The organism is Pedobacter westerhofensis (assembly GCF_900182595.1).
In the GTDB taxonomy this organism is placed as follows: Bacteria; Bacteroidota; Bacteroidia; order Sphingobacteriales; family Sphingobacteriaceae; genus Pedobacter; species Pedobacter westerhofensis.
Genome location: NZ_FXTN01000009.1, coordinates 269,978 through 282,228, shown reverse-complemented (window position 1 = coordinate 282,228; position 12,251 = coordinate 269,978). Strand labels below are relative to the sequence as shown.

Here is a 12,251-nt window from a genome sequence, read left to right as displayed (position 1 = left end):
TTTACATACTATATACGTTAAGCATACATGAACGCATTTGAAATTATTGGCGGGAAAAAATTAAAGGGTGAAATCCAGCCACAGGGCGCTAAGAACGAGGCCCTGCAGATTATTTCTGCCGTTCTACTGACGGAAGAGAAGATTACGATCAGCAATATTCCGGATATTAAAGATGTCAACAAACTGATAGAGCTGCTGGGTGATCTTGGCGTTGCTGTGGAGCGCTTATCCAAAGACACTTACACTTTCGAAGCTAAATACATTGATCTTGAATTCTTTAAATCAGATACCTTTAAATCTAAAGGCGGAAGCCTGAGAGGTTCAATCATGATCGTTGGCCCCCTGCTGGGCCGTTTTGGTAAAGCTGCCATCCCTAAACCGGGCGGTGACAAGATTGGGCGCAGAAGACTGGACACTCACTTCCTCGGATTTGAAAAACTGGGCGCTAAATTTGTATACGATGCCAAAGAATCTTTCTTTAACGTGGATGCCACCAACCTTCAGGGAACATACATCCTGCTGGATGAGGCTTCAGTTACAGGTACTGCAAATATCGTTATGACCGCCGTACTGGCTAAAGGCATTACCACGATATATAATGCAGCCTGCGAACCATACCTGCAGCAATTGTGCAAGATGCTGAACCGCATGGGCGCAAAAATCTCTGGAATAGGCTCCAACCTGCTGACCATTGAAGGCGTAACCAAACTGGGCGGTACTGAGCACAGAATGCTTCCTGACATGATCGAAATCGGCTCATTTATCGGCCTTGCAGCCATGACTGAATCAGAAATCACCATCAAAAACGTATGTTACAGTGAACTGGGAATGATTCCTGATGTTTTCAGAAAACTGGGTATCAACTTTGAGCTGAGAGGCGATGATATTTATATCCCTTCACAAAAGCATTATATCATCGATACGTTTATCGACGGATCTATCCTCACGATTGCCGATTCTCCATGGCCGGGCTTCACTCCCGACCTGCTCAGTATCGTTTTGGTGATCGCTACGCAGGCCAAAGGATCAGTACTGATCCACCAGAAGATGTTTGAAAGCCGTTTGTTCTTTGTAGATAAGCTAATAGATATGGGCGCACAGATCATTTTGTGTGATCCGCACCGCGCTACTGTAAATGGTATCGACAAACAATACAAATTGAGAGGGATCAGCATGACATCTCCGGATATCCGTGCCGGTGTATCACTTCTGATCGCTGCATTGTCAGCTGAGGGAACCTCTACAATTTATAACATCGAACAGATTGAGCGCGGATACCAGGATATCGACACACGTTTACGTGCCTTAGGCGCGCAGATTAAACGTGTGGATGGTAATGGCCCGAGCCACTAAAGATAATTTTTTTAAACAAGAAAGCCGTTTAGTGTAATATTAACCGGCTTTCTTGTTTAAATAGAGTGGCTGATTTTATGCAGAGATCGCGTTGATGATATCATACTGCGTAATGATCTCGAACTTACCGGCTTCATCCTCTACAAGCACTGCACTGTTCTCTTTATTGATCAATGCAGAAATCTTATCAATCGACGTATTCAGGTCAACAAAAGGAAAGGAAGCAGACATGATCTCCTGCACATAGGCAGACTTCAGAGAAGGATTCTCCATCAGTGCTTTAAGGATATCACCTTCTGCCAGTTTACCGATAATCATCCCCTGCTGCGTTACCGGGATCTGTGAAATATTCAGTGTATTCATGGTGTTGATAGCCTCAACAATCGTCTTCTGGCAATCAATGGTAAAGATCTCCGTCTGTTCTTTTTTAGCAATAATAGATTTGGCAGTCAGCTTTTCGTCCTTCAGGAAACCACGTTCTCTCAGCCAGTCTTCATTATACATTTTACCCATATAACGGCTGCCATGATCATGGAAGATCACTACAACAACATCTTCGGGCTTTAATTTATCTTTCAGCTGCAGCAGCCCGGCAATTGCAGAACCTGCAGAGTTCCCTACAAAGATTCCTTCTTTACGCGCAATATCACGGGTCATCAATGCAGCATCCTTATCTGTTACTTTTTCAAAAAGATCGATGATATCAAAATTCACATTCTGAGGAAGAAAATCTTCGCCAATGCCCTCAGTGATATAGGGGTAAATCTCATTCTTATCCAGGATGCCAGTTTCCTTATACTTTTTAAATACGGATCCATAGGTATCGATCCCCCATATTTTGATATCAGGATTCTGTTCCTTCAGGTATTTCCCGGTACCGGAGATTGTGCCTCCTGTACCTACCCCAACCACTAAATGCGTGATTTTACCTTCAGTTTGTGCCCATATTTCTGGTCCGGTCTGTTCATAATGCGCCTGACTGTTGGAAAGGTTATCATATTGATTGGGTTTCCATGAGTTTGGAACCTCACGCTCCAGTCGCGAAGAAACAGAATAATAGGAACGTGGATCCTCAGGTTCAACGTTGGTAGGGCAGACAATTACTTCAGCGCCAAAGGCCCGTAAAGCATCTACTTTCTCTTTACTTTGCTTATCAGTTGTTGTGAAGATACATTTGTATCCTTTGATAATTGCCGCCATGGCCAGGCCCATACCCGTATTCCCGGAAGTACCTTCGATAATCGTTCCGCCTGGTTTAAGCTTTCCGCTCTTTTCAGCATCTTCGATCATCTTTACAGCCATACGGTCTTTTATAGAGTTACCAGGATTGGTAGTTTCTATTTTAGCCAGCACAGTTGCAGGAATTTCTTTAGTAATGGTGTTCAACCTTACCAGGGGAGTATTCCCAATCGTCTCTAATATATTGTTATACCACATGAAACAAAAATACGACTTGATTCCTAGATTTTTATTTAAAAAATACATTCGTAATCAAATTTCGAATTACCTGTGCTAAAGAAATATAATTCTGAAACAACCAGGGAAATGTCCCGCGACTATTCTAATATATGGTGCCAACATCTTAACCTTTAGCTATACCAGCTGATAAACACTGCCCGGCAACGACACAATGAGACCTTTAATCTCCAGATTGAGCAGATGTATAGCCAGTTTGCTCTGCGGGATCCCGGCTTTAATGGAGAGCTCATCGATCCTCTGAGACGAGGATTGCAGAACGGTGATGACCGTCTGTTCGGTTGCGCTCAGCGCGATGGCCAGTGATGACTGGCGCGGAGTCGTTAATGCAGTTTCTGCCTCCCAGCCCATAAAATAAGCCAGGTCGCGCGGGTGACTGATTAGTCCTGCCCTATTGGTCTTGATTAAAAAATTACAACCCTCAGAGTATTGATTTGTAGTTCTTCCGGGAAAAGCGAACACATCCCTGTTGTAAGAATTGGCAAGTTCCGCCGTGATCAGCGCCCCGCCTTTGAGCGCCGCTTCTACCACAACGGTTACATCGGCAATGCCTGCAATGATGCGGTTTCTTTTGGGAAAGTTTTCCTTATCAGCATTGGTATATAAGGGAAATTCGGTCAGCAGTCCGCCATTCCTGATCATCTCGTTAGCCGTTTGCCGGTGTGCCGAGGGATAAAGCCTGTCCAGTCCGTGGCCCAGCACGCCAACAGTAGGAATGCCTTGCAACAGGCTTTGCCTGTGTGCCGCCACGTCTATTCCGTAGGCAAGTCCGCTTACTACAAGTACGCCATAATCTTTCAGCGTTTCTGCCAGTTGTTCACATAACATCAGTCCATAGGATGTAGCCCTGCGCGTACCTACTACACTCACAATACGGGGATGATTAAGATTAGCTGTGCCCCTGTAATACAACATCACCGGGGCATCATAACAGTTCTTCAGCCGTTTGGGATAACGCTCATCCGTATAAAACAGCGGATCGATCTGATGTTTCTCCAGAAACTTTAATTGTTTTTCTGCCAGTACAAGCGCGTCTGTACGGCAAATCTGACCGGCAGTAACGGCGCCGATCCCTTCAACCTGAAGCAGGTCCTGCATACTGGCAGAAAACACCGCTTCGGGAGTACCGAATCTGGCCAGCAGACTTTTAGCAGTCACATGGCCTACACTTTGAACTAATGTCAGGGCAATTTGATGGGTTAAACTCATGGGCTAACTTAATACGGAAGCCCCTTTTGCTGGTAACCTTTTTTACAAATTTTTAGGAAAGCCTGATTTAACCTATTGAGGGATATAAACTACATATTTGGTTTCAAAAAAATCCTCTTCGAAGTAAGCCGACAACGGATAAAGCTCCGCTTTTAGCTTAGACTCTTTGATTTCTTCAGTAAGCTCACCACCCTTCAGGTACAAAATCCCGTTAGCGATGGCGTGATTAGATTGTTTAAGGAACTTCCCTTTAATCCAGGGATAGAACTCGCCCAAACGTGTTACCGCCCGCGAAACCACAAAATCATACTGGTCTGTAACCTGTTCTGCACGCAGATGTGAAGCCTTTACATTGCTTAATCCCAAAGCCGCAGCTACCTCGGTAACTACTTTGATCTTTTTTCCTATTGAATCTACCAGGTGAAACTGTGTCTCAGGAAACAATATAGCCAGCGGAATACCAGGAAAACCACCACCTGTACCTACATCAAGTACTTTTGTACCCGGTTTAAAAGAACAGAATTTTGCGATTCCGAGAGAGTGCAGGATATGGCGTTCGTACAATTCTTCGATATCTTTTCTCGAGATTACATTGATCTGGGCATTCCAAAAACTGTACAGATCATACAACTGATCAAACTTTGCAATCTGATCTTCGCTAAGATCTTTAAAATACTTTTGAATGAGGGCTGAGCTTATTTCCACTTTACTTTTTTAACAAATATAGACAGAATGCCATTAAACACTAAGAAAATGAACAGAAGAATATCCAGAATGGGGAACCACCACCTTAAACCAGGATAATTCAGCCGCTTTAAAAGACGCGGATAAATAAAGCTCCTGATGATCAGGCTAAGGATAAATATCCCTCCTGCGATGTAATTGGCAGGTTTAAAGCACAAAGCAGCAACAAATACCGTGTAAAACAGGAACTGGATAATGATCTGCGCGGAAAGGATAAACTTATGGGCAGGTTTATATAACTTGCCTGCGCCGAAATGCCTTTTTTTCTGTTTCAGGTAGGCACCGAAAGTAGTATTGGGGGCCGACCATACATGGGTATCCGGATGGATGCGGATCTCTGTATTATTGCGGTTGGCATGTGCATTCACAAAAAGATCATCATCTCCCGAAGGGATGTGCATGTGTGCGGCAAAACCTTTCTTCTTAAAAAAAAGAGATTTTTTGTAGGCCATATTTCTTCCCACCCCCATATAAGGCATGCCCTTCAGCGCGAAAGACAGGTAGTTTACAGCGGTAAAAAAGGTTTCGAAACGGATGAGGCTGTTGAGTAATCCGCGTTTACCGAAATAGGGAGAATAGCCCAGTACAATTTCTGTGTTTTCATTTTCGGGCTGCTGCATACCCCTGAGCCAATGCTCTGTTGCCGGCTGGCAGTCTGCATCGGTAAACACCAGCCATTCATTAGCCGATGCCTTAATGCCCATGGTTACGGCAAATTTCTTACCGGCAATAAACTTCTCACCTTCAGCCACTGTAACTACTTTTAGGTGCCTGTACTCAGCAGAAAAGCCTTCCAGTACCTCCCTGGTCTTATCCCAGGAGCGGTCGTTTACTACGATTACCTCAAAGTCGGGATATTCCTGATGCAGCACATAAGGTAAATACTGCTTCAGGTTTTCGGCCTCATTGCGCGCGCAAATGATCACACTGATAGGCTTCGGGGCAGATGCCGGAATATTTTCAACCTTAACAAGCGCCAGTTTTAAATGAACGAACAGAATGAAATAGAGCTGAATGACAAAACAAAAAATGAGGGCGCCCAGCAGGCAGCTCTCTGATAAGGTTAATTCCACGATGTATTTTTGAAAGAGGTCAAATTTCTGATTTTTAATCTGTAATGCAGCTGTATGTTGATAAAAAATTTAAGCGGTAAACCGGGTGTTTTTTGCTATTTTTGCCGAGATTTTTCGAATCGTACACACATTTATGAAATTTACCTTACAGGCCAGCGATACACAGTCTAAAGCCAGGGCAGGAGTAGTTACTACTGCTCATGGCGACATCCAAACCCCTATTTTCATGCCGGTTGGCACGGCCGGAACGGTCAAAGCGGTACACCAGCGCGAGCTGAAAGAGGATATTGATGCAAAAATAATTTTAGGCAACACCTATCATTTATACCTCAGACCAGGACTGGGTGTGATTGAAGGAGCAGGTGGGCTGCACAAGTTTATCGGCTGGGACCGTCCTATTTTAACAGACAGCGGCGGATACCAGGTATACTCACTGAGCAAAGTAAACAAGATCAAGGAAGAAGGGGTAACCTTTCGCTCACATATCGACGGATCAAAACACCTGTTCAGTCCGGAATATGCCATGGATATTCAGCGTACGATTGGTGCGGATATTATCATGGCGTTTGATGAATGTACCCCCTATCCATGCGATTATAAATACGCGGCCAACTCCATCAACATGACGCACAGGTGGCTGAAACGCTGCTGCAAACGCTTTGATACCACAGAACCAAAATACGGATTTGACCAGACCCTGTTCCCTATCGTACAGGGCTCGGTTTACAAGGACCTGCGGATGAAATCTGCCGAATTTATCGCTTCGATGGACCGCGAAGGAAACGCCATTGGTGGCCTTTCTGTAGGGGAGCCAGCCGAAGAAATGTACGCCATGACTGAAGTAGTATGCAATATACTGCCCGTTGAAAAACCACGTTATCTCATGGGCGTGGGCACACCGATCAATATCCTGGAAAACATTGCACTGGGTATCGATATGTTTGATTGTGTGATGCCCACCAGGAATGCGCGGAATGGCATGCTTTTTACAAGAAACGGGATTATCAACATCGGCAATAAAAAATGGGCGGATGATTTCTCGCCAATAGATGAAGAAAGCGACCTGTATGCTGATCAGGTATATTCCAAAGCTTACCTGAGGCATCTGATGCACTCAAAAGAGATGCTGGGCGCTCAAATAGCAACATTGCATAACCTCCATTTTTACCTTTGGCTGGTAAAAGAAGCCAGGGAAAAAATCATTTCGGGCGAGTTTTACGCCTGGAAAAATAAAATGGTGACTATCTTAGGGAATAAACTATAAATGAGCATCTTCAAAAGCAGATTAAAAATTATTGACGGCTATATTATTGGCAAATACCTGGGTACATTTATTTATACCCTGTCCATTTTTGTAATCATCATTATTATTTTTGACCTGTCTGAGAAACTTGATGATTTCCTGGGCAACAACCTGTCCTTCTGGCAAGTGATTACCCTGTATTACGCGGGCTCGATCCCGTTTTATGTAAACATGCTCTCGCCGCTGATCAACTTTATTGCGGTAATCTTTTTTACGGCAAAGATGGCCGACCAGACCGAGATTGTTCCGATACTGAGCGGCGGGGTAAGCTTTAACCGCTTCCTGCTCCCCTATTTTGTATCTGCTTTTATCATCTTCGCAGCCAATCTGGGAGCCAACCTCTACATTCTTCCATATACCAATCAGCTCAAAAACAGCTTTGAGAATACGTATATCAAGAAAAACGATTCGCCCAGCAAAACAAATATCCACATGAAACTGGATGAAAGCACCTATATCTATATTGATGATTTCAACAATAAAACCAAGTCGGGATACCGATTCTCTCTTGATAATTTCAACGGTGATGTGCTCACGAAAAAATTGATTGCAGACCAGATCAAATGGGATTCGCTTAAACACAGCTGGAAGCTGACCAATTATTCGATCAGGTATGTAAAAGGCCTTAAAGAGACGATGGTGGCTGGTTTGGCCAAAGAAAAAGATACCGTCCTGGACATGCGCCCGGATGACTTCTCCGCCTACGAAAATGTCTATGAAAACCTCAGTAACCAGGAACTTTCTGATAAGATCAGAAAAGAAAAGGTGAGGGGCTCGGGGATCTGGAACGACCTCCTGTTTGAACAATATAAACGCTGGTTCCAGCCGCTTTCTGCCTTTGTACTTACATTGATCGGGGTGGCACTCTCATCCAGGAAGGTAAGAGGGGGAGTAGGGCTGCCATTGGGGATTGGTATTGTCCTCAGTTTTCTCTATATTGTATTAAACCAGTTTGCCAAAATGTTCTCCCTCAAAGGGGGCATCCCGCCCCTGCTGGCGGTACTGATACCAACGATCTTTTTTGGGTTACTTGGACTTTACCTGTTAAAAAAAGCACCAAAATAATGACCGCAAAAACGCTCTCAGACGTCAATAAAAATCTTCTTATCCTGCATTTCACCGTCTTCATCTGGGGCTTTACAGGGATACTGGGCGCGCTTATCTCTATCGGTGCGGTACAGATGGTATGGTACCGTGTAATGATTGCCAGCATCACCCTGTTCATTTATTTTAAAGTAAGCGGCTTAAACCTTAAAGTAAGCACTGCACAATTCCTGCAGTTCTTCTTCACAGGCGCTATTGTAGCCCTTCACTGGATCTTATTTTTCGGCGCGATCAAAGCATCCACGGTATCTGTTACGCTGGTCTGCCTGTCCTCATTTACGCTGTTCACAGCGGTACTGGAACCGCTGATCAAGAAGACCGCATTGCAGGCAGGAGATATCTTTATCGGCCTGGTGATCATCTGCGGAATTTACCTGATTTTCAAATTTGAATCACACTATACTTCGGGTATTATCCTGGGACTTTCGGCAGCGGGAGCAGCCAGTTTATTCTCCATTATCAACTCTAATTTCGCCAAGAAAAGTGATGCCAGGGTGATTGGATTTTACGAACTTTCCGGTGCATTTTTCTGGATCACCGTTTACCGTTTACTGGACAAAAGCCTGCTGCAGGAACACTTCAACCTGAGTGTATCCGACTGGATATACCTGTTCATTCTTGGCACCATCTGTACTGCTCTTGCTTATATTGCGGGGGTTTCTGTGATGCGTACATTATCTGCTTTCAGGGTAGCCCTGATCAGCAACCTTGAACCCGTATACGGCATCATACTGGCCTTCATTTTCTTTGGCCACAAAGAAACGATGTCTGCCGGATTTTACATGGGATCTGCCCTGATCCTGGGTGCTGTTTTCCTCTACCCAATCTATAAAAAACGCAGGAGCAAGGCTTGATTATTGCCTGAAACCTGTCCTCTCCCAGCCTTATTTGCTTTACATCTGAAATGTTAAACATCATTAAAAGTTGCATGTATGCAATTGAAATAGTGTAACTTCAGCCCATCCTTTCTAAAGGGATTACGATTGATAAAAGTAAAGTAAAAACTATTCACAAAAACTATTGTTTATTCATATAATACACAGCATTGCCAAAAAAATAATTTATCATAAATAGATAATAATGAGATTTTTACATTATTTATTTAATCAGTTAAACTACATCGGTACAAAACCCGACCACTATAAAAAACTAAATATTTTAGTAAACCTAATCAATGCAATTTAAAATACACTATAGAATTCTTATACTCAGTATCTTAATTTTAGTCACCTCAATATTAATATCAGATACAGCACAAGCTCAGGTTTACGATAGCGAACAGAACCCTTTTAGTGTAAAATGGAGAGAGATCAACACTTCCGGCTTCAGGATTATTTACCCTGTTGAGCTGGAGACTGAGGCCCAGCGAATGGCCAATACAATACCCGGCATTTTTGGCCGTGTTGGCGGTAGTCTTGGCGTCAAAAAAGCAAGGGTCCCGATCATCCTTCAGAACCGGGGGGTAATCGCAAATGGCTTTGTCCAGCTGGCCCCCAAGAAGTCTGAATTCTTTACTACTCCGCCGCAGTCATTTGACAGCCAGGACTGGCTCAATAACCTCGCCGTCCACGAGCTGCGGCATGTTGCACAATTTGATAAACTGACTGGCGGGAAGGAACATCCTTTTCCTGAAGAAGCCTATTTTGCATGGATGGGCGTAAGCCTGCCGCTCTGGTTTTTTGAGGGCGATGCTGTGAGTACGGAAACCTCGCTCACCAACGTAGGCAGGGGCCGCCAGCCAAGCTGGATCATGCCCTACAGAACAGCAATCCTGAATGGTAAAAATTACTCCTACAGCAAGTCGGCATTCGGCTCAGAAAAAGACGTAACTCCTGGCTATTACCAGCTGGGATACCTGATGATTTCCACCCTGCGCGAACATGCAGGAAAGTACATTATCGACAGTCTGCTTACCGACATAAAAAAGCGTCCTGTGCGGCTTTACCCGCTGGCAGGAAGCATGAAGAAATATACCGGAAAAACTGCAAAGCAATGGTATGATTCCCTGACGGTAAAACTGAGGAACGATTGGCAGATCCAGGCCGGCCTTACACCATCTGTCAGCTATCCTTCACTCAACTCTGAGGCAAAGTTTGCAACGAACTACTACCTCCCGGCAAAAATGCCGGATGGAAAAATCCTGGCACTGAAAGACAGCAAAGCAGAGACAGCCGTGCTGGTACTGATTGATCAGGATAAAAACGAACACCGACTACTGCGCATAGGCCAGCAGGAACAGCCCTGGTTCAGTTATGCGAATGGCAAGGCCGTATGGGACGAAGTGAGATATGACGGCAGGTTCCTGAGAAGGAGTTTTAGCGTCATCTGCAGTTACGACCTGAAGTCGGGAAAAGTTAAGAAGCTGACGTCCAGGTCACGCATCTTCTCCCCCACCCTCTCGGCTGACGGCACAAAGATCGTTGCAGTAAGTATAGACCTCAGCAATAAAGTAAGCATGATCGTATTGGATGCTGAAAACGGAAGGATTCTCCGCAGCTTCCCAAATCCTGAAAACCTACTGATCCAGACACCTTCATTCAGCAGCGACGGTTCCATGATTACCTATGTGAGCGTTTCTGAACTGGGAAAAGCAATCTGGACGGTTGATCAGAACGGTAAAACACGAAAAATCATCAGCGAAACTCCGCAGCAACTGAGCAGGCCGGTATTTATTGACCGTAATATCGCATTTAACGCACACTACAGCGGAATTGACAACATTTACAACGTAGATATCAACTCAGGAAAAATAAGCGCTCTGAGCGCCTCTAAATACGGAGCCTTTAATCCCACGAAAATTCCGGGCACTGACAGTATCCTTTTCAATAATTTTAACCTCTACGGTTATGAGATCTCGAAAACCAGGATTGAACCTGCAGATGCCGGGAAAAATAACTTCGTGTTTTTTGGCGCCGCAGCTGCGAAGCAGGAAAACACGGGCAACGTGTTTGATGTGGTACCGGACAGTACTTTCAACTCTTCCAGCTACAAAAGACTGGGACACCTGCTGCACTTCCACAGTATCAGCCCTCAGGTAGAAGATGAATATCTCTTTGGCCTGAGACTTAAATCGAATAACCTGCTGAATACTTTTGATACCCAGCTGGGCGTAGATTACCATCGCGACCTGGGCAGAGTGGAATACAACGCAGGCATCAGCTTTAAAAGCTTATACCCGATATTCAATCTTACCTACAACAACAGGCCGCGCAGATTTTTTTACGAAACCAATAACGGCACACAACAGGGCGACTTCAGGGAAAACTATTACCGGCTAAACGTGCAGGTTCCGCTGACCCTGACTGCACAAAACCATTTTTTCGATTTTTCTGTAGATGCAGGGACAAGCTATACCCAGCGGTACGATGCAGCATCGATGCCGGCCAACTTTATCAAAAAGCTAAGTTTCCCGCTGGAAACAGGATTTAGCTTTACGCACTCCATCCGCACTGCGGAAAGGGATATCGCGCCGAAGTGGGCACAGGTACTTCGTTTCACTTACCTGACCCAGCCTTTTGACAACAAACTTGCCGGTAATCTTTTTGCCGCAGAGGGCTTTGCTTATTTCCCAGGATTTGCCAGGAACCATACTTTCCTTGCCAATTTCAATTATCAGGAAACTTCGGGCATCTGGATTTATAACGCGGCCATCAATACAGTTTATGGATACAATAATATCCGGGCCAAAGATAAACTTAGAAACACCCTGCTGTTAAACTACCGTTTCCCGATTGCCTTTCCTGATGCAGAGATCGGCCCGCTTGCCTACATCACAAACGTCAGGGGCGGTGTATTCTGTCACTATGAAAACATCGGCCAGGGCACTAAACTGTCACAGCCAAAAACTTACGGATTTGAACTCCACAGCAATATGAATATCCTGCGTTATTCGCCGGTACTGGATGTAGGCACAAGAATTGTGTTTGTGAATCAGGAATACAATCAGAATCCTATATTTGAAGTCATGTTAAACTACACATTCTAAAATT

At 44.5% G+C, this 12,251-nt stretch carries 9 protein-coding genes; 5 read left to right on the top strand and 4 right to left on the bottom strand.

What is annotated here, in order from left to right; all coding sequences use genetic code 11:
- Positions 1-27 precede the first annotated feature (27 nt).
- Positions 28-1,353 (top strand): UDP-N-acetylglucosamine 1-carboxyvinyltransferase, encoded by a 1,326-nt coding sequence (gene murA, locus FN831_RS18505; protein WP_142529675.1) that lies wholly within the window; start codon positions 28-30, stop codon positions 1,351-1,353.
- A gap of 75 nt (positions 1,354-1,428) precedes the next feature.
- Here the strand turns inward: murA and FN831_RS18500 are convergent, their stop codons facing one another.
- From FN831_RS18500 to FN831_RS18485, 4 genes are all read right to left on the bottom strand, one after another.
- Complete coding sequence (locus FN831_RS18500) at positions 1,429-2,790, bottom strand: pyridoxal-phosphate dependent enzyme (RefSeq protein ID WP_142529674.1); 1,362 nt, start codon at positions 2,788-2,790, stop codon at positions 1,429-1,431.
- Between the two features lie 156 nt (positions 2,791-2,946).
- Entirely contained in the window at positions 2,947-4,038 is a 1,092-nt protein-coding gene (dprA, locus tag FN831_RS18495; RefSeq protein WP_142529673.1) for a DNA-processing protein DprA, read from the bottom strand.
- Positions 4,039-4,110: 72 nt separating this feature from the next.
- Positions 4,111-4,743: a 16S rRNA (guanine(527)-N(7))-methyltransferase RsmG gene (rsmG, locus tag FN831_RS18490; RefSeq protein ID WP_142529672.1), complete on the bottom strand. Its 633-nt coding sequence runs from the start codon at positions 4,741-4,743 to the stop codon at positions 4,111-4,113.
- Positions 4,734-5,855 (bottom strand): glycosyltransferase, encoded by a 1,122-nt coding sequence (locus tag FN831_RS18485; protein ID WP_142529671.1) that lies wholly within the window; start codon positions 5,853-5,855, stop codon positions 4,734-4,736. Before FN831_RS18485 ends, rsmG begins: the two co-directional genes overlap by 10 nt.
- A 133-nt stretch (positions 5,856-5,988) precedes the next feature.
- On the opposite strand from FN831_RS18485, the gene tgt reads away from it, so the two are divergent.
- From tgt to FN831_RS18465, 4 genes are all read left to right on the top strand, one after another.
- Positions 5,989-7,119 (top strand): tRNA guanosine(34) transglycosylase Tgt, encoded by a 1,131-nt coding sequence (tgt, locus tag FN831_RS18480; RefSeq protein WP_142529670.1) that lies wholly within the window; start codon positions 5,989-5,991, stop codon positions 7,117-7,119.
- Positions 7,120-8,223, top strand: coding sequence for an LptF/LptG family permease (locus tag FN831_RS18475; protein WP_142529669.1), 1,104 nt, complete (start codon positions 7,120-7,122; stop codon positions 8,221-8,223).
- Positions 8,223-9,116 (top strand): DMT family transporter, encoded by an 894-nt coding sequence (locus FN831_RS18470; protein ID WP_142529668.1) that lies wholly within the window; start codon positions 8,223-8,225, stop codon positions 9,114-9,116. Before FN831_RS18475 ends, FN831_RS18470 begins: the two co-directional genes overlap by 1 nt.
- Before the next feature lie 320 nt (positions 9,117-9,436).
- Complete coding sequence (locus tag FN831_RS18465) at positions 9,437-12,247, top strand: TolB family protein (RefSeq protein WP_142529667.1); 2,811 nt, start codon at positions 9,437-9,439, stop codon at positions 12,245-12,247.
- The last annotated feature ends 4 nt before the right edge of the window (positions 12,248-12,251 follow it).

Coding starts and splice junctions, on each gene's coding strand:
- tgt (WP_142529670.1), top strand. CDS start 5,989: ATGAAATTTACCTTACAGGCCAGCGATACACAGTCTAAAGCCAGGGCA.
- FN831_RS18500 (WP_142529674.1), bottom strand. CDS start 2,790: ATGTGGTATAACAATATATTAGAGACGATTGGGAATACTCCCCTGGTA.
- dprA (WP_142529673.1), bottom strand. CDS start 4,038: ATGAGTTTAACCCATCAAATTGCCCTGACATTAGTTCAAAGTGTAGGC.
- FN831_RS18475 (WP_142529669.1), top strand. CDS start 7,120: ATGAGCATCTTCAAAAGCAGATTAAAAATTATTGACGGCTATATTATT.
- FN831_RS18465 (WP_142529667.1), top strand. CDS start 9,437: ATGCAATTTAAAATACACTATAGAATTCTTATACTCAGTATCTTAATT.
- FN831_RS18470 (WP_142529668.1), top strand. CDS start 8,223: ATGACCGCAAAAACGCTCTCAGACGTCAATAAAAATCTTCTTATCCTG.
- murA (WP_142529675.1), top strand. CDS start 28: ATGAACGCATTTGAAATTATTGGCGGGAAAAAATTAAAGGGTGAAATC.